The sequence below is a fragment of the Mesorhizobium erdmanii genome (genome assembly GCF_013170725.1).
In the GTDB taxonomy this organism is placed as follows: Bacteria; Pseudomonadota; Alphaproteobacteria; order Rhizobiales; family Rhizobiaceae; genus Mesorhizobium; species Mesorhizobium erdmanii.
On the sequence record NZ_CP033361.1, the window covers coordinates 3,218,032 to 3,245,017 of the forward strand.

General features: G+C 64.1%; 23 protein-coding genes and 1 other RNA gene. 20 read left to right on the top strand and 4 right to left on the bottom strand.

The window, feature by feature from the left end; all coding sequences use genetic code 11:
* Nucleotides 1-248: 248 nt before the first annotated feature.
* Nucleotides 249-1,628: a serine hydrolase domain-containing protein gene (locus EB233_RS15635; protein WP_064988149.1), complete on the top strand. Its 1,380-nt coding sequence runs from the start codon at nucleotides 249-251 to the stop codon at nucleotides 1,626-1,628.
* Here the strand turns inward: EB233_RS15635 and EB233_RS15640 are convergent.
* From EB233_RS15640 to EB233_RS15650, 3 genes are all read right to left on the bottom strand, one after another.
* Entirely contained in the window at nucleotides 1,622-2,311 is a 690-nt protein-coding gene (locus tag EB233_RS15640; protein WP_064988150.1) for a class I SAM-dependent methyltransferase, read from the bottom strand. The two genes, EB233_RS15635 and EB233_RS15640, sit on opposite strands and share 7 nt — an antisense overlap.
* Nucleotides 2,308-3,606: a BtaA family protein gene (locus tag EB233_RS15645; RefSeq protein WP_064988151.1), complete on the bottom strand. Its 1,299-nt coding sequence runs from the start codon at nucleotides 3,604-3,606 to the stop codon at nucleotides 2,308-2,310. Before EB233_RS15645 ends, EB233_RS15640 begins: the two co-directional genes overlap by 4 nt.
* Before the next feature lie 158 nt (nucleotides 3,607-3,764).
* On the bottom strand, nucleotides 3,765-7,718 hold the full coding sequence (locus EB233_RS15650) for a hydantoinase B/oxoprolinase family protein (protein ID WP_064988152.1): 3,954 nt from the start codon (nucleotides 7,716-7,718) through the stop codon (nucleotides 3,765-3,767).
* A 180-nt stretch (nucleotides 7,719-7,898) separates the two neighbouring features.
* Here EB233_RS15650 and EB233_RS15655 point away from each other — a divergent pair, with 180 nt between their 5' ends.
* From EB233_RS15655 to EB233_RS15685, 7 genes are all read left to right on the top strand, one after another.
* A complete protein-coding gene (locus EB233_RS15655; RefSeq protein ID WP_027051090.1) occupies nucleotides 7,899-8,111 on the top strand; it encodes a hypothetical protein in 213 nt (70 codons plus the stop codon).
* Nucleotides 8,112-8,257: 146 nt separating this feature from the next.
* Complete coding sequence (locus EB233_RS15660) at nucleotides 8,258-8,977, top strand: J domain-containing protein (RefSeq protein WP_064988785.1); 720 nt, start codon at nucleotides 8,258-8,260, stop codon at nucleotides 8,975-8,977.
* Nucleotides 8,974-9,729 (top strand): N-acetylmuramoyl-L-alanine amidase, encoded by a 756-nt coding sequence (locus tag EB233_RS15665; protein ID WP_064988153.1) that lies wholly within the window; start codon nucleotides 8,974-8,976, stop codon nucleotides 9,727-9,729. Before EB233_RS15660 ends, EB233_RS15665 begins: the two co-directional genes overlap by 4 nt.
* Before the next feature lie 212 nt (nucleotides 9,730-9,941).
* The gene (locus tag EB233_RS15670; RefSeq protein WP_064988154.1) at nucleotides 9,942-10,640 is read left to right on the top strand and encodes a lytic transglycosylase domain-containing protein; all 699 of its coding nucleotides are present in this window, start codon (nucleotides 9,942-9,944) and stop codon (nucleotides 10,638-10,640) included.
* A gap of 77 nt (nucleotides 10,641-10,717) precedes the next feature.
* Nucleotides 10,718-11,117, top strand: an RNA gene (rnpB, locus tag EB233_RS15675) — RNase P RNA component class A.
* A 168-nt stretch (nucleotides 11,118-11,285) separates the two neighbouring features.
* The gene (locus tag EB233_RS15680) at nucleotides 11,286-11,570 is read left to right on the top strand and encodes a type II toxin-antitoxin system ParD family antitoxin (protein ID WP_064988155.1); all 285 of its coding nucleotides are present in this window, start codon (nucleotides 11,286-11,288) and stop codon (nucleotides 11,568-11,570) included.
* Nucleotides 11,567-11,746, top strand: a complete 180-nt coding sequence (locus EB233_RS15685; protein WP_081293929.1) for a type II toxin-antitoxin system RelE/ParE family toxin — start codon at nucleotides 11,567-11,569, stop codon at nucleotides 11,744-11,746. The genes EB233_RS15680 and EB233_RS15685 overlap by 4 nt, the downstream gene beginning before the upstream one ends.
* On the opposite strand, the gene EB233_RS15690 is transcribed toward EB233_RS15685, so the two are convergent.
* Complete coding sequence (locus EB233_RS15690) at nucleotides 11,736-12,851, bottom strand: cystathionine gamma-lyase (protein ID WP_064988156.1); 1,116 nt, start codon at nucleotides 12,849-12,851, stop codon at nucleotides 11,736-11,738. The genes EB233_RS15685 and EB233_RS15690 overlap by 11 nt on opposite strands.
* Before the next feature lie 407 nt (nucleotides 12,852-13,258).
* On the opposite strand from EB233_RS15690, the gene mraZ reads away from it, so the two are divergent.
* The 12 genes from mraZ to murB are packed head-to-tail and all read left to right on the top strand — an operon-like array spanning nucleotide 13,259 to nucleotide 26,966.
* Complete coding sequence (mraZ, locus tag EB233_RS15695) at nucleotides 13,259-13,732, top strand: division/cell wall cluster transcriptional repressor MraZ (protein WP_027051095.1); 474 nt, start codon at nucleotides 13,259-13,261, stop codon at nucleotides 13,730-13,732.
* The gene (gene rsmH, locus EB233_RS15700; protein ID WP_027051096.1) at nucleotides 13,729-14,745 is read left to right on the top strand and encodes a 16S rRNA (cytosine(1402)-N(4))-methyltransferase RsmH; all 1,017 of its coding nucleotides are present in this window, start codon (nucleotides 13,729-13,731) and stop codon (nucleotides 14,743-14,745) included. Before mraZ ends, rsmH begins: the two co-directional genes overlap by 4 nt.
* A gap of 4 nt (nucleotides 14,746-14,749) precedes the next feature.
* Nucleotides 14,750-15,145, top strand: a complete 396-nt coding sequence (ftsL, locus tag EB233_RS15705; protein ID WP_064988157.1) for a cell division protein FtsL — start codon at nucleotides 14,750-14,752, stop codon at nucleotides 15,143-15,145.
* The gene (locus EB233_RS15710; RefSeq protein WP_064988158.1) at nucleotides 15,142-16,851 is read left to right on the top strand and encodes a peptidoglycan D,D-transpeptidase FtsI family protein; all 1,710 of its coding nucleotides are present in this window, start codon (nucleotides 15,142-15,144) and stop codon (nucleotides 16,849-16,851) included. Before ftsL ends, EB233_RS15710 begins: the two co-directional genes overlap by 4 nt.
* Before the next feature lie 54 nt (nucleotides 16,852-16,905).
* The gene (locus tag EB233_RS15715) at nucleotides 16,906-18,360 is read left to right on the top strand and encodes a UDP-N-acetylmuramoyl-L-alanyl-D-glutamate--2,6-diaminopimelate ligase (protein WP_064988159.1); all 1,455 of its coding nucleotides are present in this window, start codon (nucleotides 16,906-16,908) and stop codon (nucleotides 18,358-18,360) included.
* Entirely contained in the window at nucleotides 18,357-19,811 is a 1,455-nt protein-coding gene (locus tag EB233_RS15720; RefSeq protein WP_064988160.1) for a UDP-N-acetylmuramoylalanyl-D-glutamyl-2,6-diaminopimelate--D-alanyl-D-alanine ligase, read from the top strand. The genes EB233_RS15715 and EB233_RS15720 overlap by 4 nt, the downstream gene beginning before the upstream one ends.
* 23 nt (nucleotides 19,812-19,834) lie before the next feature.
* On the top strand, nucleotides 19,835-20,917 hold the full coding sequence (gene mraY, locus EB233_RS15725) for a phospho-N-acetylmuramoyl-pentapeptide-transferase (protein ID WP_064988161.1): 1,083 nt from the start codon (nucleotides 19,835-19,837) through the stop codon (nucleotides 20,915-20,917).
* A gap of 9 nt (nucleotides 20,918-20,926) precedes the next feature.
* A complete protein-coding gene (gene murD, locus EB233_RS15730) occupies nucleotides 20,927-22,327 on the top strand; it encodes a UDP-N-acetylmuramoyl-L-alanine--D-glutamate ligase (RefSeq protein ID WP_064988162.1) in 1,401 nt (466 codons plus the stop codon).
* Nucleotides 22,327-23,478 carry a putative lipid II flippase FtsW gene (gene ftsW / locus EB233_RS15735; protein WP_027051103.1) on the top strand — a complete coding sequence of 384 codons (1,152 nt, stop codon included), beginning with the start codon at nucleotides 22,327-22,329 and terminating at the stop codon, nucleotides 23,476-23,478. The genes murD and ftsW overlap by 1 nt, the downstream gene beginning before the upstream one ends.
* Before the next feature lies 1 nt (nucleotide 23,479).
* On the top strand, nucleotides 23,480-24,607 hold the full coding sequence (murG, locus tag EB233_RS15740; protein ID WP_064988163.1) for an undecaprenyldiphospho-muramoylpentapeptide beta-N-acetylglucosaminyltransferase: 1,128 nt from the start codon (nucleotides 23,480-23,482) through the stop codon (nucleotides 24,605-24,607).
* Nucleotides 24,604-26,004, top strand: coding sequence for a UDP-N-acetylmuramate--L-alanine ligase (gene murC, locus EB233_RS15745; RefSeq protein ID WP_064988164.1), 1,401 nt, complete (start codon nucleotides 24,604-24,606; stop codon nucleotides 26,002-26,004). The genes murG and murC overlap by 4 nt, the downstream gene beginning before the upstream one ends.
* Nucleotides 26,001-26,966: a UDP-N-acetylmuramate dehydrogenase gene (gene murB / locus EB233_RS15750; protein ID WP_027051106.1), complete on the top strand. Its 966-nt coding sequence runs from the start codon at nucleotides 26,001-26,003 to the stop codon at nucleotides 26,964-26,966. The genes murC and murB overlap by 4 nt, the downstream gene beginning before the upstream one ends.
* The last annotated feature ends 20 nt before the right edge of the window (nucleotides 26,967-26,986 follow it).

The window sequence follows — 26,986 nt, forward strand, 5'->3', positions numbered from 1 at the left end:
TGAGCACTTTTGGGCACATGCATCATGTGATCGCCGATCATGGTTGATAATCGGTTGACGGCGCTCGACAAGTACCCCGATTTTGCGGAAGCAATGGCGGCAATTCGATGACATAAGGTTCGAGCGAAAGCCTAAAGCGCGTCGCATTGAAACGGATTGGCGCGACGCGTTTAGGTTTCTCAATTTTATGCATGTCGTTCTCGCAAAACCGCGGTCACTTTTGCGCGACATGCATTGGGAGGAAACAGATGCGGTTCGTGGTCAAGATCGTCAAATGGCTGCTTGGCCTGATCGTGCTGGCGGTCGCCGCGGTCTTCGCCTGGCTCTACATCGCGCCGCCCGAACTGATCCGTGTCGGTTCGGGCTATTCGGCCAAGATCGTCTGCTCCAACGTCTTCATTGCCGGGCGCGATGCCAACGAGGTGCTTGCCGTCGACGTGCAAGCGCCCGGACACCCGCTGCTGCGGCTGATGCGAGTCTCGGTCGACAAGAACAGGGGGACGGTCTCGGCCGGGCTGCTCGGTTTCCTCGGCAAGAGCGAAGCGGTTTCGCGCGACGGGCTGGGCTGCGCCTCGGTTCCCGACGGTGATGTCGGCAAGGCGCGGCGCACGGCGGTCCATGCCGAGCCATTGGCAACCAGTCAGGATACGCTGTGGCCCGAAGGCGAGCGGGTCGACGCTTCTCAGGATCCGGTGATTGCCAAATTGCTTGACGACGCGGCGCTGACCGGTTCCGGCATGCGCGCGGTGGTCGTGGTCAAGAACGGCCGCGTCGTCGCCGAACGCTATGGCGATGGCTTCTCCGCCAAGACGCCGTTGCTCGGCTGGTCGATGACCAAGACGGTGAACGCCGCCATCATCGGCACGCTGGTCAAGGACGGCAAGATGGCGGTCGACAACAAGGGACTGTTCGCGCCGTGGAAGGCGGACGGCCGCGCATCGATCAGCCTTGCCGACATGATGGCGATGTCGAGCGGGCTGGAATTCAACGAGGACTATGGCGACGTAGCCGATGTCACGCGCATGCTCTATCTCGAACCCGACATGGCGGGTTTTGCCGAATCAAAACCGCTGGCGGCCGAGGTCGGCAAGGTGTTTTCCTATTCGAGCGGTACGGCGGTGATGCTGTCACGCCTCTGGCAGGATGCGATCGGCGACAAGGCCAAGGCGCTGACATGGCCGCGCTCGGCACTGTTCGAACCGCTCGGCATGCACAGCGCCGTGCTCGAAACCGACGAGCAGGGCACCTTCGTCGGCTCATCCTATCTCTACGCCACGGCGCATGACTGGGCGCGCTTCGGCCAGTTCCTGCTGCAAGGCGGGGTCTGGAACGGCAACCAGATCCTGCCCGTGGGCTTCGTCGACTGGATGCGCGAGCCGGCGCCGGCGTCAAAGGTATATGGCAAGGGCCAGCTGTGGATCGAAGCGCCGGGCGACGAGGGCAATCCCGGCGCCGGCGTGGCCGCCGGCTTGCCCAGGGACACCTACTGGATGGAGGGACATGACGGACAGACGGTCGCCATCATTCCCTCGGAGCAATTGGTCATTGTGCGGCTTGGCCTGACGCCGGCCAAGCTCGGCTACCGTCCGCAGACGATGGTCGGCGCGCTGGTGAAGGCGCTTCACTGACGGCCAGGCTGTCCGAGCACGGCCAGCCAGGCATAGCCCCGATAAAGTGTGCGGAAACGGAAGGTTGCGCCGGTTCTCCGGGATTCCGATTCAAGAACTTCGCGTAGGGTTGAGCGCGGTGCGACGTGGAATTTTTTGAGCCAGCCGCGCAGCAGGGAGCGGAACCAGCGCGGCAGGCCTTCCTGTTGGCCGAAGTCTACGATGTGCAGCGACCCGCCCGGCGACAACGAGGCCAATGCCGCCGAGACGGTCTTTTCCCAACCCGGGATCATCGACAGCGAGTAGGACACGAACACGCGGTCAAAGCCGTCACGGCCGAACAGCGCCTTGGCGTTGAAGTCGGTGGCGTCGCCCCTTGCCAGGAGTACATGGCCGGACAGGCCTTCGCGGTCGATCGCCTTGGCGGCCGTCTCCAGCATTTCGGCCGAGATGTCGAGGCCGAAGAAGCTGATGTCGGGGTAGCGGCGGGCGGCGAGCACGATGTTGCGGCCGGTGCCGCAACCGAGTTCCAGCACCGTGCTGCCGGGCGGCACATCCAGCCCCTCGATCAATCGGTCGCGGCCAAGCAGATAGTATTTGCGGGTCAGGTCGTAGATGTGGCGCTGCCAGCGGTAGACGCCGTCCATCAGTTCGGCATGGTTGGCCTTGAATTCGGGGCTGGCCGGCAGCTCGGTCGTGCTCATGCGGCGCGCTTCTCATAGAGGTGGAAGCCGCCATAGATTGCCGAGCGGTCGCGGGCCGAGAATTCGCGCGATGCCTCCTTGTGATAGTCCCACTGGTCGAGCAGCGAGGTCGAGACACGGCCCGGCAGCAGGCTTGGCTCGGCGGCGGTGCGGAAGATGACGCGGGCGCCGGCCGAGGCGGTGCGGCTGATTTCCGACCACAGTGCGTTGAGCTGGTCATCGGTCATCCAGTCCTGCGCGTCGAGCAGGATGAAGCGGTCGACGGTGCCGGCATCCTTGCCGGCGAGGAACTCGATCAGATTGGCATGGTGGATGGCAACGCGGTCGATATTGCCCCGGATGGTGTCGTAGTTCTGCTTTTCCAGATACGCGGGCAGGGCGGCTTCACCGGGCTCGGGATAGCGGCGGGCAAACGCCTGCCAGGCGAAGTAATTGTTTTCCAAGGGAAAATCGCAGGCGAGCTTTTCCAGCCGGGCCTTCAGCACGCTGGCCATGGTGCCGTCGCCGGAGGTGATCAGCGAATCGTACTGCGCCGGCGGAATGCCGAGGCCAAACAGCGAAGCCTTGCGCGAGGTCGCCCATTTCAAGAGCTTCTTGTCGAAGACCGGCGCCAGCTCTTCGTTGAAGAAACGGCGCTGCTCGCCGATGTTCCTGGCCTCCATCATGCGGGCCGGGTTGACGCCGAAGAACTTGCCCGCGCGGTGGCCCATGGCGATGAACAGGCCGAGCAGGCCGGTCTGGTAGAAGTTGCGGTCGAAGACGCCGATGCGCCGGCGGCCGCGCCAGTTGCGGCGCTCCCAATAGTGGCGGCTGACCGGATCGAGATGCGGCGCGATGAAGCGGTCGTAGGCTTGCGAATTGTGGCTGGTGTCGGCGGCGCCGAAGAAGCGGAACAGGTCGCCCTGCGATGGCAGGCGGCGCACCGCCTCCAGCTTCATGCGGTTCAGCGCGATGTGCGCGGCGTTGAGGTCGACGGCGTCGATCCGCGCCGGCGAGCGGGTGAGATAGGCCAGGATGTTGCAGCCGCCCGAAGCGATGGTGACGATGCGGTGGGCTTCGCCAAGCTGCATGGCCTCCATGTCGACATCGGGATCTTCCCAGATCTGCGGATAGACGAGGCCGGAAAACAGGAAAGCGAACAGCCGCTCCGAGATGCCGGCTTTCGAAAGCGCGCGGTTCTGATAGACCGCCTTTCCAACTTCCTTGCCGCGGCGAAAAACCAGATCCGAGGAGACGTCCGTCATGACAAAGTGATTCCCCATTTGCTTTGCCGCAAGCGGGTAACCCAGGGTCATGACAGGCCGGTGACAGTCGGAGGCACCGATAATTCTACTGCGGCGGTCATCTGACGCGGCTTGCTGCGCTTCCGGTGCTCACGGAGTTCACTGTCCGCTCCGCTCCGTTTCTCGAAAGCCACGTAACCTTACTCGCCGCAGCAAATTCTCGAGCCTCCTCAGGCGTGTCCAAACCCGCCTGGCGTCGGCGTCGTCAGGATCACCGCTTCACCGGCATCGAGTACCGTCTGGTCGCAGGCCTTCAGCACCTCGACCGCCCCGTCCTTGCGGCGGACCTTGGTCGAGCCGACCTCGCCGTCGCCGCCGCCGTCCAGCCCCTGCGGCGGGCGGTTGCGATGCGAGGAGAGGATCGCGCATTCCATCTTTTCGAGGAACCGGATGGTGCGTTTGGTGCCGTCGCCGGCATTCCAGCGGCCCTTGCCGCCGGATCCCTGGCGGATGTGGAAATCCTCGAGCACCACGGGAAAGCGCAGTTCCAGCACTTCGGGATCGGTGAGGCGCGAATTGGTCATGTGGGTGTGGACGCCGGAGGTGCCGGCAAAGCCGCGGCCGGAGTTCATGCGGCCGGCCGGCGAGCCGGAGCAGATCGTCTCGTAGTACTGGTACTTGCTGTTGCCGAAGGTCAGATTGTTCATCGTTCCCTGCGCATTGGCCATGGCGGCCATGGCGCCGAACAGCGCATTGGTGACATGCTGCGAGGTCTCGACATTGCCGGCAACGACGGCGGCAGGGTAGGCGGGCTTCAGCATGCAGCCGTCGGGAATGATGATGTTGATTGGCCTGAGGCACCCGGCATTCATCGGGATCATGTCCTCGACCATGACGCGGAAGGCGTAGAGCACTGCCGCACGGGCTACGGGCTCCGGCGCGTTGAAATTGTTCTTCATGACAGGCGACGTGCCGGTGAAGTCGACCGTCGCCTCGCGTTTTTGCCGATCGACCGATATCTTCACCTTGATCACCTGGCCGGTATCGGTGGGATATTCATAAGCCGATGTGTCCGGCAGCCGTTCGATCACGCGCCGCACGCTTTCGGCGGCGTTGTCCTGGACGTGACCCATATAGGCCTCGACGACATCGAGACCGAAATGCGTGACCATCTTGCGCAATTCGGCGACGCCTTTCTCATTGGCGGCGATCTGCGCCTTGAGGTCGGCAATGTTCTGATGCGGGTTGCGGGCCGGGTAGCGATGGTCGGTGAGCAGCGCATGCAGCTCTTTTTCCCGAAATTTGCCGCGGTCGACGATGCGGAAATTGTCGAAGAGCACGCCTTCCTCGTCGACCGTGGTGGCAAGCGGCGTCATCGAGCCGGGAGCAGTGCCGCCAATATCCGCGTGGTGGCCGCGCGAGGCCACGTAGAAGAGAATTTCCTCCCCCCTTGAGGGGGAGGTGGCGGCCAAGCCGCCGGAGGGGGTCGGGTCGACCGGGCTCGACGCTCTTGCGGTGCCTTCCGAGAGGACCCCACCCGGCCGCTGCGCGGCCACCCTCCCCTCAGGGGGGAGGGAAAAGACCGGCGTCACGACCGTAATGTCAGGCAGATGCGTGCCGCCATTGTAGGGGGCGTTCAAGGCGAAGACGTCGCCTGGATGGATGTCGCCGGAGTTCAGCCGGATGATGGTTTCGACCGAGCGGTCCATCGAGCCGAGGTGTACCGGCATGTGCGGGGCGTTGGCCACCAGCGCCCCGGTGTGGTCGAAGACGGCGCAGGAAAAATCCAGCCTTTCCTTGATGTTGACGGAGTAGGCGGTGTTCTGCAGCGTCACGCCCATCTGCTCGGCGATCGACATGAAGAGGTTGTTGAAGACTTCGAGCATGACCGGATCGGCTGATGTGCCGAGGGCGGCAGTGCGCGCTTTCCTTGCCGTTCGGCGGATCACGACGTGGTTAAGGTTCGTGATTTCGGCCTGCCAACCCGGCTCGACGACGATGGTCTGGTTGGGCTCGATGATGAGAGCGGGGCCCCCGATCAGATTGGATGGGCGCAGGTTCTCGCGACGATGGATGCCCGCTTCATGCCACCGGCCTTCGGTGTAGATGCGCCGTGTCCCGGAAGCGCCGGCTTCAATCCTGGCGGGTCCGGCGGGCGCATGGGCTTCGGCGCTGCTTTCGCCGGTTTCGATGCCTTCGACGCCGACCGTCTCGACGATCATCGGCTTGTCGTCATAGACGAAGCCGAATTGCGCCTTGTGGGCGATTTCGAAATCGCGCTTTGCCTGGAAAATCGAGTCGCTTTCGAAATTCACCGGCAGGGTCGTGTCAGTGCCGTCGTAGCGGATGTGCAGCACTGGCTTGGTGGCGACCGCGTCCTCGGCGATGCCCTGCGCCGAGAGTTCGGCGATAACGGCTTTTTTCAAGATGGCGATGAGGCTGTCGATCTCGGCTCTGGATCCTTCGGCAAGCGGCTTGAGCAGCGCCTGCTGGCGCGAGGCAAAGACAGAGGCAAGCCCGATGCCATAGGCCGAAAGCAGGCCTGAGAAGGGATGGATCAGCACAGCTTCCATGCCGAGCGCATCGGCGACCAGACATGCGTGCTGGCCGCCGGCACCGCCGAAGCAATTGAGCAGATATTCGGTGACGTCGTAGCCGCGCTGCACGGAAATCTTCTTGATGGCGTTGGCCATGTTCTCGACGGCGATGGTGATGAAGCCCTCGGCAACCGCTTCCGGCGAGCGGCCGTCGCCGATCTGGTCGGCCAGTGCCGCGAATTTTGCGCGCACGGTCGCGACGTCGAGCGGCTGGTCCTGGCCGTGACCGAAGATCGCCGGGAAGAAATCGGGCTGCAGCTTGCCGAGCATCACGTTGGCGTCGGTGACGGCCAGCGGGCCGCCACGCCGGTAGGCGGCGGGGCCTGGGTTGGCGCCGGCGGAGTCCGGCCCGGCGCGAAAACGGCCGGCCTCGTAATGCAGGATCGAGCCGCCACCGGCGGCGACGGTGTGGATGCGCATCATCGGGGCGCGCACGCGCACACCGGCGACTTCCGTGTCGAAGGCGCGCTCGTACTCGCCATCATAGTGGGCGACATCGGTAGAGGTGCCGCCCATGTCAAAGCCGATGACCTTGTCGAAACCGGCGAGCTTCGCCGTCTCGACCATGCCGACGACGCCGCCGGCCGGACCTGACAGCAGCGCATCCTTGCCCTGGAACATGTCGGCGGCGGTGAGGCCGCCGGAGGACATCATGAACATGAGATGGGGACTTTCCCTCCCCCTCGAGGGGAGGGTGGCGGCGAAGCCGCCGGGTGGGGTCGGTTCGACTGGGTGCGACGTTCTGGCGGTGCCTTCCGAGATGACCCCCTCTGTCGGTTTTGCGGCCTGCCTTTCGCTATCGCTCCTGGCGTTCGTCGCTGAAAAAGCCAAATCGTTGGCTTTTTCTTGGCCTTCGGCCAACCGCTCCTCACCCCCCTCGAGGGGGGAGAGGACGCCAAGTTCTTGGCCAACCCTTTGTACATAGCGCGACAGGATGGGCGAGAGATAGCTGTCGACCACGGTCGTATCGCCGCGGCCGACCAGCTTGATCAGCGGCGAGACCTCGTGGCTGACCGAGACCTGGCCAAAACCGAGCTTGCGGCAGACTTTCGCCACCGCCTTCTCGTGGTCGGGGTATTTCCAGGCATGCATGAAGACGATGGCGACGGCATCGATGCCGTCGGCCTTCGCCTGCTCGATCGCCGGCCGGCATGCGGCGATGTCGAGCAGCCGTTCGACGCAGCCATCGGCGAGCACGCGCTCGTCGATTTCGATGACGCGCTCATAGAGCTGCTCGGGAAGGATGATCTCCTTGGCGAAAATGTCGGGCCGCGCCTGGTAGGCGAGCTTCAGCGCATCGCGAAACCCCTTGGTGATGAGCAGGAGCACGCGGTCGCCCTTGCGCTCGAGAAGCGCGTTGGTGGCGACCGTGGTGCCCATCTTGATGTCGCCGATCAGCCCGGACGGGATGGCAGCGCCCGGTTCCAGGCCGAGCAGGTCGCGGATGCCTTGGATGGCGGCATCTGCATAGGCTTCGGGGTTCTCCGAAAGCAGCTTGCGCGGATGCAGTTCGCCTTGCGGGTCACGGCCGATGACATCGGTGAAGGTGCCGCCGCGGTCGATCCAGAAATCCCATTTCGCGGCCATGGCTGATGTCTCCGGCATTTTTCGTTTCCGGTTCCGTTGTTAATGCGCCGCCGCGCCGGCAGCAACGTATCCCGTTGATGTTACATGCGGAAACGCAACGTTACGAAACTCATGACCGCTTGGTGCATTTTCCTTTCGATCGTTCACTGCAACGTGAGCGTGTGTTGAAGGAGAGATGTTATGAAAAAGCTCATTCTGGCTTCCGTGTCAGCTCTTGCCCTGCTCGGCGTCGCGGCCTGCAGCGACAGTGGTTCGGGCACTGACAAGACCACCACGCAGAGCACCAATCCGCCGGCCGCGGAGCAGCCGATGAAGCCTGCCGCACCTGCCAACAATTCGACCAAGCCTGCCGAGCCGGCTCCGGCAACGCCCGCTCCTGCGCCCGCGCAGTAGTTTGTAAAGCAGTAAGAGTGTCTTGAGAGGAAAGGGCTGGCGTCTCGCCGGCCCTTTCTTGCATGGCGATCATGGAGACCGTTCGCGCACCGCGGCGGCCGTTATTGGCTTGATAGCGGGGACCGGTTGGCTCTATGAAGCGGGCCATGTCGATTTGGGACCGCCTCGGCGAGTTTATCACACGGGTATCATCTTCGGCGACGTCGGGCGTTGCCGAAGTCGTTGAGGCCGTGCGCACGGTTTTCTCGGGCGATGCGGACCTGCGCCGCCGCGTCGCTTTCTCGGTGGCGATGATCGCGCTTTCGGCCAAGATGGCCAAGGCCGACGGCATCGTCACCCAGGACGAGGTGCGCGCTTTCCAGGAAATATTCGAGGTGCCGCCGAGAGAGAGACGCAACGTGGCCCGGTTGTTCGATCTCGCCCAGCGGGATGTCGCCGGGTTCGAGACCTATGCCGAGCGCATGGCGCAGATGTGCGGCTCCGGGCATTCGAACTGTGTGATGCTGGAAGACATACTCGACGGGCTGTTCCACATCGCCAAGGCCGACGGGGTGGTGCATGAGGGCGAAGGCATCTTCCTGCATCGCATCGCAGAGATCTTCCGCATCGACGAGGCGCATTACGAAGCCATCTTGGCACGGCACGTCAACCTCGGCGCCGGCGACCCCTATGTCGTGCTCGGCATCGAGCGCGGCAAGCCGTTCGAAGAGGTGAAGAAGCGGTATCGCAAGCTGGTGTCCGACAACCATCCGGACCGGCTGATCGCGCGCGGCCTGCCGCAGGAATTCATCAAGATCGCGACGACCAGGGTCGCGGCGATCAACGCCGCCTATGAGATGATCGAGCGGGGCCTGCGGCACGCATGAGCGGCTTCCTGCCCGACGAGCCGAGCGCCGAGGTCAGGGTATCGCCCAATTTCGGGCCAAGGCGCGACACGCTGAAGCCCGACATGATCGTGCTGCACTATACTGGCATGGCGACGGGCACCGGGGCGGAGGCGTGGCTGTGCGATCCGTCGAGCGAAGTCTCGTCGCACTATCTGGTTCATGAGAATGGCCACATCGTGCAGATGGTCAGGGAGAGCGACCGCGCCTGGCACGCCGGCAAGAGTTCCTGGTTCGGACGCACCGACATCAATTCCTGCTCGGTCGGGATCGAGATCGTCAATCCCGGCCATTCGCTGGGCTATCCCGGCTTCCCCCGGCGCCAGATCGATGCGGTGATCGGCCTATGCAAGGGGATTGCCGGTCGGCATGAGATCCTCGCTACGCGCGTGCTGGCGCATTCCGACGTCGCACCGGGGCGCAAGATCGATCCGGGCGAGAAGTTCCCGTGGGCGGCACTGTTCGAGTCCGGCGTCGGTCATCTCGTACCGGCCGCGCCCGTCCGGCGCGGAGCCGCGCTGAGGCCCGGTGACAATGGCGCCGATGTCGAAGCACTGCAGTCGATGCTGGCGCTCTACGGCTATGGTGTCGAGATAACGGGGATTTTCGACGATCAGACACGGATCGTCGTCGAGGCTTTCCAACGGCATTTCCGGCCCCGCCGGGTCGACGGGCTGGCCGACGGCTCGACGATGCGCACGCTGCAAGGATTGCTTGCCTCGGTGAGCCGCTGACCCAGGGTCAAGGCGCTGCTCAAGTAATGTTTTTTCGCTGTCAGGTTACAAACTGTCACTCAAAGTGACTTGCCTCGCCTTCATTGGCGCCAATTCGAACTTCAAAGGGCAATCCGTACAGTTTGTCGGACATCCAGCCCCCCGGATGTTTCGATATTGATTAAGCCGCACCGCGCGAAAATCTTCGCGCGGCCCAGACAGAACAGGATCACATGCAGAAATTGACCGTTGTAACGGCAGCTCTTGCTGCCGGCGTAATGACTTTTGCCTTCAGTGTGGCTGACGCCGCATCGTTGAGCCCCCGGGCCGACCAGGGGCTCGTCGTGGCGACCGCCAAGGGCAAGGCCATTTCGGCCAAAAGCAGCAGGAGTGCGAAGGCGACGAAGCAGGCTTCAGCGAAGGTGGAAAAGGCCAGCTGGACCAAGGCGACGAAATCCAAGAGGCAGACAAAGCGCGGCCGCAAGACCGTCGACATGACGACAACGGCATCTATCGGCCTCAGGAATGTTGCCGCGTCAACCGCGGCGGTGGCCAGCAGCGGCCAGTATTCCGCGATCGTTGCCCGCTATGCGGCAAGCTACGGCGTACCAATCTCGCTGGCTAATGCGGTTATCAAGATCGAGAGCAACTATCGGCCGAACATGGTCGGCGGCGCCGGCGAGATCGGACTGATGCAGATCAAGCCGGCGACGGCGCGGATGATGGGCTACAACGGTTCGGCCAAGGGTCTGTTCGACCCCGACACCAACATCAAATATGGCATGAAGTATCTTGCCATGGCGCGGGATCTGGGCGGCGGCACCACCTGCGGTACGATCCTGAAATATAATGCCGGCCACGGCGCGACACGGATGAACCCGGTGTCCGCCGCCTATTGCAGCAAGGTCAAGGTGCAGATGGCGGCGCTTTGATCGCATGTTGTGAGAGCCGGCGGACAAGCCGGCTTTTTCATTTGCGTTTTCTCGGCTGAACCCCTTTATACGCCTTGCCAGCTGGCTGGGCGGCCGCACTCGCAAACGCCGAAAGGCCGCGAGTGAGGAAAGTCCGGGCTCCATGGAGACACGGTGCCGGTTAATGGCCGGCGGGGGCGACCCCAGGGAAAGTGCCACAGAAAGCAAACCGCCACGACTTTGTCGGGGTAAGGGTGAAAGGGTGGGGTAAGAGCCCACCGCGCGACTGGCAACAGGAGCGGCACGGTAAACCCCACCGGGAGCAAAACCGAATAGGGGCGGTGCGAGGGGAAACCCTCGAGGGCTGTTTCCGGCTCACCGTCCGGGTAGGTTGCGTGAGGCGCATGGCAACATGCGCCCAAGATGAATGGCCGCCACGTTCTCGTGCCGCAAGGGGCGAGGGCCATACAGAACCCGGCTTACAGGCCAGCTGGCAGTTTCTCCGCGATAGCGAAATCCTTTGGGATCAGCAGGTTGCGCCCTTGGGCGCACCTGTGGATTCAGGCTGGTTCAGCCGCTCCGCACCATAGGCCGGTAGTCGTTCGTTGCTTGAAGCTGGTGCGATTAAATCGTACCATGGTTCCAAATCACTATCGGGAGCCTATCATGGGACAGGTCGACAAACGCAGCATCACGCTGTCGCCGGAACTGGCGCAAGCGGTGGACGATGTGGTCGCCGCCGGCGAATATGCCTCGGCGAGCGAGGTGATCCGCGATGCGCTCAGGCAATGGAAGGACCGGCGCGATCTCTTCGGCTATACGCTCGAGGAACTGCGCAAGCTGGTGCAGGAAGGCATCGACAGCGGGCCGGGGCACGACGGCCAGCCGATCATGGACAGGTTGCGCGCCAAATATCTGACGATGGCCGGCACCAAAGGCTTTCACGAGTGAAATACCGCCTGGTTCCACAGGCGGTGGCCGATCTCGAAAGCATCGGTGACTATATTGCCAGCCATGATCCGCGAGCGGCAGTTCGCCTCGTGGAAGCGCTTGAACGACGGTGGGATTTATTGACGTTGCATCGCTTTGGACGATCTCGGGCCGTGATCGGCCCGGTCAGCCGCTGATCTTGTCCAGCGACTTCTCGATGGCTCTCCAAAGCTCTTCCACCGGTTCGCAGCCGATCGAAAGGCGCACAAATCCGGGTGCAACCGCATCGCCTCGCTTCATGCGCCGCTCGGCCGAAGTGTGGACACCGCCAAAGGAGGTCGCGGCCTCTATCAGTTGGCAATTGTTGATGAAGTCCTCGGCCTTCTGCTCCGAGGCGAGCTCGAAGGAGATGAGAAAGCCGAAGCGCTCCATCTGGACGCGGGCGAGGTTGTGCGACGGGTCGCCATTCAGGCCGGGAAAACGCAGGCCAGTGACCGCGCGATGCTCCTTCAGCCGTTGCGCGACCGTGTCGGCCGACGAGCACATGCGGTCAAAGCGGACCTCCAGCGTTTCGAGGCCACGATGCACCAGCCAGGCTTCGAACGGCCCGGGAATGCCGCCGGCCATTGCGCGCCAGTCCGTCACCTTGGTGATGATGTCGGCATTGCGGCTGGCGACATGGCCGAACAGCACGTCCGAGTGGCCGTTGACCGCCTTGGTGTCGGCGGAGACGACGACATCGGCGCCGAAATCGAGCGGACGCTGGCCGAATGGCGTCATCGTCGTGTTATCCACGACAAGAATCCCGCCCTGTTCGTGGACAGCCTTGGCGACGGCCGCGATATCACAGATGTCCAGACGCGGGTTGGACGGGGTTTCGACGAAAACCAGCGAATAGCCTTCGAAGCCGCCATCAAGGAGGGTCGGCGTCGGCCTGGTTTCGCACACTATGCCGAACGGTTTCAGGAAGCGTTCGGCCATTGCGCGCGTGGCATGATAACCGTCCGCAGGCAGGAGCACGCGGTCGCCCGATTTCAGGAGCGCGAAAAACACCGCGGAAATTGCACCCATTCCAGAGGGAAAGCTCACGCATTGCGCGTCTTCCAGATGGCCGAGCACATGTTCCACGGCGCGCCAGGTGGGGTTGTCGTAACGGCCATATTGGTCGATCCCGCTCTCGACGCCCGGCGTGTGAAAGATCGAGGCCATGGTCAGCGGCAAGGGGATCGGGTCGCCATTGGCGAAATCGCGGCTGCGCAAATGGGAAAGTTCGGCGGCGCGTGACTTTGCCGTCTCGGACATGAGCTCGATCCTTGTTATCTCAGCGGAAGACGTCGCTCGACGCTATGCGCGCGGGTGATCGGCGGCAAGCCGGGTCTTTTGGGCCAGAGGGCTCTAAACGCTTCGTTAGGCTTAATGGATCATAAAGACGAGACGTGCCGTAACGGCTGCTCCGATTGGTCGCGGTGCGTGTGTTTGTGAAGCCCATTCCCGTTGACGCCCATAGTGCCCCATGATATCCCATTTCGACATCAAAGCCTTCGTTCCGCGTCAGGGTAAAGCGTACGCCAATCGGGCAGCCGCGGCGGCTGCGCGTTTGCCGGTTTTTGCCCATGCGGGCGGGGCTGATGCGGGGCAGGGAACGCGCTGCGGCGGCGCGTGCACGACGATGAAGAGGGGTGCGGCGGCGCAAGCGGCTGTAGCGTTTAATGGACCGGTTTCTGTCGAACACGGTGAGCAGGATCGATGCGAAGGGGCGCGTGTCCGTTCCGGCGCATTTCCGCGCCGTCGTGCAGAAGCGCGGCTATTCGGAACTCTATGCGCTGCGTTGCCTGGACCTGCCGGCGATGGATGTCGGCGGGCTCGACCTGCTCGACCGCTACGAGCAGCGCATCGCGCTCGAGGACCCGTTCCTGCAGACGGCGGACGACATGTCGTTCTTCTGCCATGGCGATGGAACCTTCCTGAAACTCGACCAGGACGGCCGCATCACGATGAGCGATTTCATTCGCGAACATACCGGCATCTCGGCGGAGGTGGCCTTTGTCGGGCGCGGCAATTTCTTTCAGATCTGGGAGCCGGGACGGCTTGCGGCCTATGGGGCGCAGGCGCGGGCCAGGCTGTTGCAGCTTCGGCAGGGGACGAAGGCTCACGAGGCCAAGGCTGGGGAGCGACCGGAATGACGGCGGGCCACGGCGATGACATCAACGCCGTTGGCGGACCGGTCCGCCACATTCCGGTCCTCCTTGGCGAAGTGATCGAGGCGCTGGCGCCGGCGGCGGGCGATATCATCATCGACGGTACGTTCGGCGCCGGCGGCTACACCAGGGCCATCCTGGCGGCCGGCGCTTCCGTCGTCGCCATCGATCGCGATCCCGACGCCATCACCGCCGGGCGCGATCTCGAGGCCCAATCGGGCGGCCGGCTGAAGCTGGTGCAGGCGCCGTTCTCGACGCTGGACGAGCATGTCGAAGGCGCTGATGGCGTCGTGCTCGACATTGGCGTGTCGTCGATGCAGCTGGACCAGGCCGAGCGCGGGTTCTCGTTCCGCAATGATGGGCCGCTGGACATGCGCATGGCGCAGGCGGGCTTGAGCGCCGCCGACGTCGTCAACAGCTTCAAGCCGGGCGATCTTGCCCGCATCTTCGGCTTCCTCGGCGAGGAGCGCCACGCCGGGCGCATCGCCCGCATGATCGAGGCGCGCCGCGAAAAGAAGCCGTTCGAGCGCACGCTCGAACTGGCGGACGCCATCGAGACGCATATCGGCCGCGCGCCGAAGGACAAGATCCATCCGGCGACCCGCGTTTTCCAGGCGCTGCGCATCTACGTCAACGACGAGCTTGGCGAACTGGCCAAGGCGCTGTTTGCGGCCGAACGCGCGCTGAAGCCGGGCGGACGGCTCGTGGTGGTGACGTTCCATTCGCTGGAAGACCGCATCGTCAAGCGCTTCATTGCCGACCGTGCCGACGCCATGACCGGTTCGCGCCACATGCCCGAGGCGCAGGCGCGCACCGCGACCTTTCGCAAGGCTGGCGGCGGCGTGACGGCAGGCGATGCCGAGGTCGCCGCCAATCCGCGTTCCCGCTCGGCCAGGCTGCGCGCGGCGATCCGCACCGAGGCACCGGCGCGCGCCGGCGATTTTTCGATTTTCGGTCTCCCAAAGCTTCCCGGCATCGATCTGCCGGGGGAGAGGTAAGCACGTGTTCCGTACCAGCGACATTGTCCTGATCGCCGTCATGGTTTCGGCGGCGGCCCTGACCTACAAGACCAAGCGCGAGGCCGAGGACCAGTTGGCGGCGGTGCAGAAGATCCACAACCAGATACGCTATGAGGAGGAGACGATCGACCTGCTCAAGGCCGACTGGAGCCTGCTCACCCAGCCATCGCGGCTGCAGAAGCTCGCCGAACTCTACAAGTCGCAGCTCGCGCTGGAACCGGTCAGTGGGCGCCAGATCGTCGGCCTGGGGGACCTGCCGGCCAAGGCCCTGGATATTCAGGACATACTGAAGGGACGCCAGGACAGCATGGCCGACAATTCCGACAAGGCGCCGTCTGGCGACAAGGATCCCGTGGTGACCGGAGGCATCGCCCAATGATCGGCAAACTGCTGAAGCGCCGCGCCAGGACAGCTGAAGACGGGTCGATCGTCGTCGAAGGCGCCCGCAAGGCGACCGGCGGCAAGGGCAAGGCGCGCATCGTGATGACGATGGCCGTGTTCTTCGGCATCTTCTCGACCATTTCGGGGCGGCTGGTCTATCTCGGCTTCCAGACGCCTGATCTGTCGGGCGGCCCGCAGAGCCGGATCACCGCCTCGCGACCCGACATTGTCGACCGCAACGGCGAAGTGCTGGCGACCGATATCAAGACGGCATCGCTGTTCGCGGAGCCGCGCCGCATCGTCGATGCCGACGAAGCGATCGAGAAGCTGCAGACCGTGCTGCCCGAGATCGATTACGAGCAGACCTACCACAAGCTGAAGAGCGGCGCCGGCTTCGTCTGGCTGCAGCGTCAGCTGACGCCCAAGCAGCAGGCCGACATCATGCAACTCGGCATTCCCGGCTTCGGGTTCCGCACGGAGAAGCGCCGCTTCTATCCGAGCGGCGAAACCTCGTCCTACATTGTCGGGCTGACCAACATCGACAACCAAGGCATCTCCGGCATGGAGAAGTATATCGACGAGCAGGGCCTGAGCGACCTGCAGGCGTCGGGCCTGGCGGTGGCCAAGGATCTCAAGCCGGTGAAGCTGTCGATCGATCTGCGCGTCCAGCATGTGGTGCGCGACGAGATCGCCGCCGGCCTGGAGCGCTATCGCGCCATCGGTGCCGGCGCCGTCGTGATCAACGTCAAGACCGGGGAAGTGGTGGCCATGGCCTCTGTCCCGGATTTTGATCCGAACAATCCTTACAATGCACAGGAAAAGGACCGGCTGAACCGGATGTCGGCGGGCCTCTATGAGATGGGCTCGACCTTCAAGAGCTTCACCTCGGCCATGGCGCTCGATTCCGGCAAGGCGACGATGAACAGCCGCTTCGATGCCTCGCATCCGATCCGGGTCGGTCATCAGGCCATTCACGATTTCCACGGCAAGAACCGGGTGCTGTCGCTGCCGGAGGTGTTCCTCTATTCGTCCAACATCGGGTCGGCCAGGGAGGCCGAACTGGTCGGCATCGAGGGACACCGGGAATTCCTGCATCGCCTTGGCATCCTGGAGAGGATGCAGACCGAACTGCCGGAAGTCGCGCGCCCGACCGAACCGAAGGTCTGGAAACAGGTCAACTCGTTCACGATCGCCTTCGGCCATGGCGTATCGACGACGCCGCTGCAGGCAGCTGTCGGCTGCGCGGCGTTGATGAATGGCGGCTATCTGATGAATCCGACCTTCCTGGTGCGCACGCAGGAGGAAGCGATGGCGATTGCCAAGAAAGTGGTCAGCGAAAAGACTGTCGAGGGCATGCGCTACCTCTATTCGCTCAACGCCGAGAAGGGCTCCGCGAGAAACGCCAGGGTCCCCGGCTACCGCGTCGGCGGCAAGACCGGAACGGCCGAAAAGGTCATCAACGGCCGCTACTCCAAGGACTTGAATTTCAACACTTTCGTCGCCGCCTTCCCGATGGACGATCCGCAATATCTGGTGTTTACGATCGCCGACGCCCCGCATCCGGAAAAGCCCGGGATGACCGACGTCGCGGCCAACAATGCGGGGGTCATGGCCGGCAATATCATCAGGCGGTCCGCCGCCATGCTTGGCGTGAAGCCAGATTTCAGCCATGAAAATGGTGCAACGCTGGTTTCCTATCAGTGATTCTTGGGGCGCGCCGGCAACTGCGCGCTATTTTGTTGCGGTGAACGGGACTCGATGAAGCTCAGAGATCTAGCCGGTATCCTGCCAGTCGAAGGAACAGCTTCCGCCGATCTGGAGGTTGCGGGTATTTCATCCGATTCCCGCCAGGTAAAACCTGGCGTCGTCTTTTTTGCGCTTGCCGGAACCAAGGCCGATGGCGCGGCATATGCCGCCGACGCCGCCAGGCGTGGCGCGCTTGCGATCGTGACAGGCAAGGGCAGTGCGGTTGGCGGGCTGCAGGTTCCGGTGCTGGCGGTCGATGATCCGCGCCTGGCGCTGGCGTTGAGTGCCGCCCGTTATTTCGGCAAGCAGCCGCGGACCATGGTCGCGGTCACCGGCACCAGCGGCAAGACCTCGGTCGCGGCCTTCACCAGGCAGATCTGGGAGCAGGTGGGTTATGCCGCGGCCTCCATCGGCACCACCGGCGTGGTCGCGCCAGGCCGCAACGAGTACGGCTCGCTGACCACGCCCGATCCGGTCGCCTTGCACCAGTTGCTGAGCGAACTGGCCGATGCCGGCGTGACCCACGCCTCGATGGAAGCTTCGAGCCACGGGCTCGACCAACGCCGGCTCGACGGCGTGAAACTCGCCGCCGGCGGCTTCACCAACCTTGGCCGCGACCACATGGACTACCATCCGACGGTCGAGGACTATCATCGCGCCAAACTGCGCCTGTTCGACACGCTGCTGCCGAAAGGCGCGCCGGCGGTCATTTTTGCGGACGATCCGTGGTCGGCGCCGACGATCCAGGCGGCGAAGGCAGCCAGGCTCAAGGTGCTGACGGTCGGACGGCATGGCGATTTCCTCACGCTGAAGCGGGTGGAGCACGAACGCCATCGCCAGCGCGCGGAAGTCGAGGCCGAGGGCGTGCTTTACGAAATCGACCTGCCTCTGGCCGGCGATTTCCAGATTTCGAATGCGCTGGTTTCGGCGGGTCTTGCTATTTCGACGGGAACATCCGTCGCCAAGGCCCTGATGGCATTGGAGAAACTGAAGGGCGCGCCGGGCAGGCTCGACCTCGTCGGCACCACGGCCGGCGGTGCTCCGGTCTATGTCGACTACGCCCACAAGCCGGACGCGCTGGAAAATGTGCTGGCCTCGGTGCGGCCGTTCACCACCGGCCGCGTCATGGTCGTGTTCGGCTGCGGCGGCGACCGCGATCGGGGCAAAAGGCCGATCATGGGCGAGATCGCGACCCGGCTTGCCGATGTCGTCATCGTCACCGACGACAATCCGCGCTCCGAAGCGCCGGAGACGATCCGCGCCGCCATCATGGCCGCGGCTCCCCGCGCCATCGAGATCGGCGACCGGCGCAAGGCGATCCATGAGGCTGTCGGCATGCTGCATGCCGGCGACACGCTGATCGTGGCTGGCAAGGGTCATGAGGAGGGCCAGACCATCGGCGCCGAGACCCTGCATTTTTCCGACCACGAGGAAGTTCGCGCCGCGCTCAGGGAGCGTGCCGCATGAGTTTGCTGTGGACCTCCGAGGCGCTGGTTGCCGCCATGGATGGGCGGCCGCTCGGTCCTATGCCCGAGGGCATATCCGGCATTTCGATCGACAGCCGCAGCCTGCAGCCGGGTGATGCCTTCTTCGCCATCAAGGGCGAGGCGATGGACGGCCACGACTTCGTCACCGCGGCCATCAAGGCAGGCGCCGGCGTGCTGGTCGTCGCCGAGGGCAAATTGCCGTCGCTTGGCCGGCTGACGGCGCCGATCATCGTCGTCGAGGATGTGCTGGTGGCATTGGAAAAGCTGGGCGTCGCGGCACGGACGCGCTCCCAGGCCAAGATCATCGCGGTGACCGGTTCGGCCGGCAAGACCACCACCAAGGAAGCGCTGCGCCATGTGCTGTCGGCGGTCGGCAAGGTGCATGCCTCGGCCCAGTCGTTCAACAACCATTGGGGCGTGCCGCTGACGCTGGCGCGCATGCCGGATCATTGCGATTATGCGGTGTTCGAGATCGGCATGAACCATCCCGACGAGATCCGGCCGCTGGTGAAGATGGTTAGGCCGCATGTCGCCATCGTCACCATGATCGCGGCCGCGCATCTCGGCTTCTTCCGCAATCTCGACGAGATCGCCAAGGCCAAGGCCGAGATTTTCGAAGGGCTGGAACCTGGAGGCGCTGCCGTCCTCAACCGCGACGATGCGCGTTTCAAGCTTCTCGACAAGATGGCGCATGCCGCCGGCGTCGAGCATGTCTACGGCTTTGGCGAGAATGCGCGCGCGACCTTCAAGCTCACCAAATGCGAATTGCATGCCGACCATTCCGATATCGCGGCGCGGATCGGCGGCCATGACATGATCGCCCGTATCGGCGCGCCCGGCCGGCACATGGTGCAGAACGTGCTGGCGGTGCTGGGCGCGGCGCAACTGGTGGGCGCTAATCTCGACAAGGTGGCATTGGCGCTGGTCGATCTCTCGGCCGAGCGCGGCCGCGGCAAACGCCATGTGCTGCGCCATCCCGGTGGCTCGACTTCAAGCCACCCCGGGCCGATCACGCTGATCGACGAGAGCTATAACGCCAATCCGGCTTCGATGGGCGCCGCCATGGCGCTGCTCAACGCGACGCCGGTGACGGGCGAGGGGCGCCGCATCGCGGTGCTTGGCGACATGCTCGAACTCGGCGACCATTCGGCCAAGCTGCATGCCGCCCTTGCCGATCTCATCGTCGGCACCGGCACGCGGACGGTTTTTCTCGGCGGTCCGGAAATGCGGGCACTGGCGGAAGCGCTGCCGGGCGATATCAAGACGGAATACCGCAGCGGTGCCGAGGAGTTGAAGCCGGTGCTGCTTGCTGCGCTGAAGCCGGGCGACGTGGTGATGATCAAATCGTCGAAGGGCATCGGTTTTGCAAAACTGGTCGATGCGCTGCTGGGCAAGTTCCCGGCTGAAACGACAACCAGCAAACTGACCTAGGTCAAGTCGGGGGACGAGAGCGCATGTTTACACTGCTGGTCGATTTCGCGGACAAGATCTCGGTCTTCAATGTCTTCCGCTACATCACGTTCCGCACCGGCGGAGCGTTGATCACCTCGGCACTGATCGTCTTCATCTTCGGACCGACCATCATCAATTCGCTGCGGCTCAGGCAAGGCAAGGGCCAGCCGATCCGTGCCGACGGACCGCAGACGCATTTCAAGAAGGCCGGCACGCCGACCATGGGCGGGCTGATGATCCTGTCGGGCATCATCGGCTCATCGCTTTTATGGGCGAACCTGTCGAGCATCTATGTCTGGGTGGTGCTTCTGGTGACGCTGGGCTTCGGTTCGATCGGCTTCTATGACGACTATCTGAAGGTGACCAAGCAGTCGCATCTCGGCTTCTCCGGCAAGGCGCGGCTGGCGCTCGAATTCGTCATCGCCGGCATCGCCGCGTGGGTGATCATGCACAACGGCCAGGCGCCGTTCTCGTCATCGCTGACATTCCCCTTCGCCAAGGAATTCATCATCAACCTCGGCTGGTTCTTCATTCCGTTCTCCTGCTTCGTCATCGTTGGCGCCGGCAACGCGGTGAACCTGACAGACGGCCTCGACGGGCTGGCGATCGTGCCGATCATGATTGCGGCGGCCTCCTTCGGCGTCATCGCCTATCTCTCGGGCAATGCGGTGTTCGCCGAATATCTGCAAATCCATTTCGTTCCCGGCACCGGTGAACTGGCGGTGGTGCTCGGCGCGGTGATCGGCGCCGGCCTCGGCTTCCTCTGGTTCAATGCGCCGCCGGCGGCCATCTTCATGGGCGACACCGGCTCGCTGGCCATGGGCGGCCTGATCGGCACCGTCGCGGTCGCCACCAAGCACGAGATCGTGCTGGTCATCGTCGGCGGCCTGTTCGTGGTCGAGATCTTCTCCGTCATCATCCAGGTCGGTTACTTCAAGATGACCGGCAAGCGCGTGTTCCTGATGGCGCCGATCCACCATCATTTCGAAAAGCTCGGCTGGACCGAAAGCCAGGTGGTGATCCGATTCTGGATCATCGCCGTCATCCTGGCGCTGGTCGGCCTGTCGACCCTGAAGCTGAGATAGGAAACCTCCTTGATCCCCGCCGCATCCTTCGCAGGCAAGCACGTTTCGCTCTTCGGGCTCGGTGGCTCGGGGATCGCGACCGCGCGCGCATTGATCGAGGGCGGCGCTGAGGTGCTGGCCTGGGACGACAACCCCGATAGCGTCGCCAAGGCGGCCGCGACGGGCATCGCGACCGCCGATCTGCGCGGTGCCGACTGGGCGAAGTTTTCTGCCTTCGTGCTGTCGCCAGGCGTGCCTCTGACCCATCCCAAGCCGCACTGGACGGTGGAACTGGCGAAGGGCGCCGGTGTCGAGGTGATCGGCGACATCGAGCTTTTCTGCCGCGAGCGGATTTTGCAGGCGCCAACGGCGCCTTTCATCGCCATTACCGGCACCAACGGCAAGTCGACGACGACGGCGCTGACGGCGCATATCCTCAAATCGGCGGGCCGCGACACCCAGATGGGCGGCAATATCGGCCGCGCGGTGATGACGCTCGATCCGCCGAAGCCCGATCGCCATTATGTCGTCGAGTGCTCGTCCTACCAGATCGACCTCGCGCCCTCGATCGACCCGACGGCCGGCATCCTGCTCAACCTGACGCCGGACCATCTCGACCGCCACGGCACCATGCAGCACTACGCCTCGATCAAGGAGCGGCTGGTGGCGGGCAGCGAGACGGCGATCATCGGCATCGACGATTCCTGGTGCGCGCAGATCGCCGAGCGGCTGGAGCGGGCAGGGCGGCAGGTCATCCGCATTTCCAAGCGGCTGCCGCTGACTGACGGCTATTTCGCCGACGGCACCAATCTGATGGAAGCCGTGCACGGCCGTTACAGCAAGGTCGCCTTCCTCGAAGGCATCGGCTCTCTGCGTGGCCAGCACAATGCGCAGAACGCGCTTGCCGCTGTCGCCGCTTGCCTGAAAGTCGGGCTCGACCTCGGCGAGATCCAGACGGGGCTTGAAAGCTTCCCCGGCCTCGCCCACCGCATGGAGCAGGTCGGCCGCAAGGATCATGTGCTGTTCGTCAACGATTCCAAGGCGACCAATGCCGATGCGGCGGCACCGGCGCTGTCGAGCTTTCCGCGCATCTACTGGATCGCCGGCGGCCTGCCCAAGGAAGGCGGCATCGAACCCCTGCGCGGCTTCTTCCCGCGCATCGCCAAGGCCTATCTGATCGGCGAGGCGGCACCCGCCTTTTCGGCGACGCTGGGCGAAGCGGTGCCTTACGAGATATCGGGCACGCTGGCAGCCGCCGTCGAGCATGCCGCGCGGGACGCGGGTAGCGACGACAGCGGCGAGGTAGTGGTGCTGTTGTCGCCGGCCTGCGCCAGTTTCGACCAGTTCAAGAATTTCGAAGTTCGCGGCGAAGCCTTCAGGCAAGCTGCGAATGCTATCGAGGGTGTGAAACCCATCGGAGGGGCACGATAATGCAGAGCCGTCTCGATAAAAGTCCTGTCGCAACCTGGTGGTGGACGATCGATCGCTGGTTCCTGGCGGCGTTCCTGTCGCTGATGGGACTCGGCATCGTGCTGTCCTTCGCCGCCAGCCCGGCGGTGGCCGAGCGCATCGGCCTCGACAGTTTCCATTTCGCCACCAGGCAGATCATCTTCACCGTGCCGGCGCTCGGCGTGATGCTGGCCGTCTCGTTCCTCGATTCCCGGCAGATCCGGCGCATGTCGCTGATCATGCTGTGCCTGATGCTGGTGCTGATGGTGGCGGTGCTCTATGTCGGCGTCGAGGTGAAGGGCGCGCGGCGCTGGGTCTCGCTCGCCGGCCTGTCTATCCAGCCGTCGGAATTCCTGAAGCCGGCTTTCGTCATCATGTGCGCCTGGCTGTTCGCCGAGCACAAGCGCCAGCCCGACATCCCGGGCAATCTGTTCGCCATGCTGCTCCTGGTGCTTGTCGTGTCGCTGCTGGTGGCGCAGCCGGATCTCGGCCAGACCATGCTGACGACCGGCACCTGGGGCATCATGTTCTTCATGGCTGGGCTGCCCTGGCTGTGGATCATCGTGCTCGGCGCCGCCGGCGTCGGCGGCGTCTTTGCCGCCTACACGGTGTTTCCGCACGTTGCGTTGCGCATCGACAAGTTCCTCACCGGCGAAGGCGACACCTTCCAGGTCGACATGGGGCGCGACGCACTGATCAATGGCGGCTGGTTCGGCGTCGGACCGGGCGAGGGCACCGTCAAACGGGTCATCCCCGATAGCCACGCCGACTTCGTCTTCTCGGTCGCGGGCGAGGAATTCGGGCTGATCATGTGCTTCTTCATCATGTCGATCTTCGCCTTCATCGTGCTGCGCGGCCTCAACACGGCACTCAAGGAACATGACGATTTCACCCGCTATGCCGTTGGCGGCCTCGTCACCGTGTTCGGTTTGCAGGCCGTCATCAACATGTGCGTCAACCTGCAGCTGGTGCCGGCCAAGGGCATGACGCTCCCCTTCATCTCCTATGGCGGCTCCTCGCAGATCGCCATCGCCATTTCGATGGGCATGGTGCTGGCGCTGACGCGCAAGCGGCCGGAAAAGCGCAAGCAGATGGGCTTCGCCCTGCCGCAGCGCGCCATGCCGGCGGAGTGACATGGCGAGGGGTGTCATCCTTCTCGCGGCGGGCGGAACCGGCGGACATCTGTTTCCGGCCGAGGCGCTGGCGCATGAGCTGATCGAGCGCGGCTGGACGGTGCAACTGGCCACCGACGACCGCGCCGAGCGGTTTGCCGGTCATTTCCCGGCTGTCGCCATTCATCCGATCCAGTCGGCGACGATGGGTTCGAAAAATCCCATCGCCGTGCTTGGCGCCTTCTGGAAAATCTGGCGCGGCGTGCGCCAGGCCTCCGCCATCATCGGCAGGATCAAGCCGGACGCGGTTGTCGGCTTTGGCGGCTACCCGACCCTGCCGCCGCTCTATGCGGCGACGCGGCGCAAGGTGCCGACGCTGATCCATGAGCAGAACGCGGTGATGGGGCGCGCCAACCGGGCGCTGGCCGCCCGTGTCGACGCCATCGCCGGTGGCTTCCTGCCGCAGGATACGAGTGCCGCCGGCGCCAAGACGGTGACGACAGGCAACCCGGTCAGGCCCGCGGTGCTCGAGGCGGCCAAGACGCCTTACGCCGTGTCGACGGGGCAGGAGCCTTTCCGCCTGCTGGTGTTCGGCGGCAGCCAGGGCGCACAGTTCTTTTCCGATGCCATGCCGGGCGCCATCGCGCTGCTTTCCGATGCGCAGCGCCGGCGCCTGGTGATCACCCAGCAGGCGCGCGCCGACGACGTGGCGCGGGTGAAGGCGGCCTATGCCGCCCTTGGCGTCGCCGTCGAGATCTCGCCCTTCTTCACCGACATGGCCGCGCGCATGGCGGCGGCGCATCTGGTGATTTCGCGTTCCGGTGCCTCGACCGTCTCGGAGATTGCCGTCATCGGCAGGCCCGCGCTGCTGGTGCCCTATCCCTATGCGCTCGACCATGACCAGGCGGCCAACGCGGCGGCGCTTGCCGCCGCCGGCGGCGGCGAAGTGCACCCGCAATCCTCGTTGTCGCCCGAGAGCATCGCGGCTCTCCTTGGTGGGCTGATGGACAATCCCGAGCGGCTGGCGGCGATGGCCGCCGGCGCGAAGTCGGCCGGCAGGCCGGACGCGGCAAGGTTGCTCGCCGATCTCACAGAGGCTATTGCGTCCCGCAAAACGATATCGGATTTCAGGAAGGGGACGGACGCATGAAGATGCCGCAGACCATCGGCCTTGTGCATTTCATCGGGATTGGCGGCATCGGCATGAGCGGCATCGCCGAAGTGCTGCACAATCTCGGTTACAAGGTGCAAGGGTCGGACCAGGCCGACAGCGCCAATGTCCAGCGGCTGCGCGACAAGGGCATCGAATGCTTCGTCGGCCACAGGGCCGAGAATCTCGGCGATGCCGAGGTGGTGGTCGTTTCGACGGCGATCAAGAAATCCAACCCGGAACTGAAGGCCGCGCGCGAAAAATTGCTGCCCATCGTGCGCCGCGCCGAGATGCTGGCCGAGCTGATGCGCTTCCGCCAGGCGGTGGCGATAGGCGGTACGCATGGCAAGACGACGACCACCTCGATGGTCGCGACACTGCTCGAAGCGGGCGGGCTCGACCCGACCGTCATCAATGGCGGCATCATCAACGCTTATGGCACCAATGCCCGCATGGGCGACGGCGAATGGATGGTGGTCGAAGCCGACGAGAGCGACGGCACATTCCTCAAGCTGCCGGCCGATATCGCCGTCGTCACCAACATCGATCCCGAGCATCTCGATCACTATGGCAGCTTCGACAAGGTGCGCGAGGCGTTCCGCCAGTTCGTCGAGAACGTGCCGTTCTACGGTTTCGGCGTGATGTGCACCGACCATCCGGAAGTGCAGGCGCTGGTCAGCCGCATCGAGGACCGCCGCGTCATCACCTATGGCGAAAACGCGCAGGCCGATGTGCGCTTTACCAACCACCGCATGGCCGGTGCCATTTCGGAATTCGACGTGGTGATCCGCGACCGCAAGACCGGCAGCCAGAAGACGATAGCGGACCTGCGGCTGCCGATGCCCGGCCGCCACAATGTCTCCAACGCCACCGCCGCCATCGCCGTCGCGCATGAGCTCGGCCTATCGGGAGAAGCCATCAAGAAGGGCCTGTCGTCTTTCGCCGGCGTCAAGCGCCGTTTCACCCAGACCGGTTCATGGAACGGCGTCGATGTGTTCGACGATTACGGCCATCATCCGGTCGAGATTTCGGCGGTGCTGAAGGCGGCGCGCAGCGCCACCAAGGGCCGCGTCATCGCCATTGCGCAGCCGCATCGTTTTACCCGGCTGCACGACCTGTTCAACGAGTTCTCCGCCTGCTTCAACGACGCCGATACCGTCATGGTGGCGCCGGTCTACGCGGCCGGCGAAGATCCGATCGACGGTGTCACCTCGGATGAGCTGGTTTCGCGCATCCGCGCCGGCGGCCATCGCGACGCGCGCTACATAGAGGGGCCGGCCGCTATCGCGCCAATCGTCCGTGATCTGGCCAAGCCCGGCGATTTCGTCGTCTTCCTCGGCGCCGGCAACATCACCCAATGGGCCTATGCCTTGCCCAAGGAGCTTGCCGCCTCATGATGCACGGCCAGGCCCTGATCGACAAACTCGGCGACCGGCTTGCCGGCCTGCGCGGCCGCCTGACGCCGAATGCCGAGATGGACAAGATCACCTGGTTCCGCGCCGGTGGCCTGGCCGAGGCGTTGTTCCAGCCGGCGGACGAGGAAGATCTTGCCGCATTCCTGCGCGCGGTTCCCGAAGAGATCCCGCTGACCATAGTCGGTGTCGGCTCGAACCTTCTGGTCCGAGACGGCGGTATTCCAGGCTTCGTCGTCAGGCTTTCGGCCAAAGGTTTCGGCGAGGCTGAGATTGTTTCGCCGATAAGGATCAAGGCAGGGGCCGCCACGCCAGACAAGCGCGTGGCAGCCGCCGCCTATGAGGCAGGCATTGGCGGCTTCCATTTCTATCACGGCATTCCCGGTGCCATCGGTGGCGCGCTGCGGATGAACGCCGGCGCCAATGGCGTCGAGACGCGCGAGCGCGTTGTCGAGGTGCGCGCTCTTGACCGCAAGGGCAATGTCCATACCTTGCTCAACGCTGACATGGGCTACGCCTATCGCCATTCGTCCGCCCCTGCCGGCCTGATCTTTACCTCGGCGGTGTTCGAAGGCTTTGCCGAGGACAAGGCCACCATCAAGGCGGCGATGGACGCAGTGCAGAACCATCGCGAGACGGTGCAGCCGATCCGCGAGAAGACCGGCGGCTCGACCTTCAAGAATCCCGAAGGCACGTCGGCCTGGAAGGAGATCGACAAGGCGGGTTGCCGTGGCCTGATGATCGGCGGCGCGCAGATGTCGCCGATGCATTGCAACTTCATGATCAACACCGGCACCGCGACCGGCTACGACCTTGAGTATCTCGGCGAGACGGTGCGCGCCCGCGTGCTGGAACATTCGGGCATCAGGCTGCACTGGGAGATCAAGCGCATAGGCAATTTCCGGCCTGGACATGCCGTCCAGGAGTTTTTGGGGCAGTTGCTTTAGGGGCGCCGTTCCGCGGATTT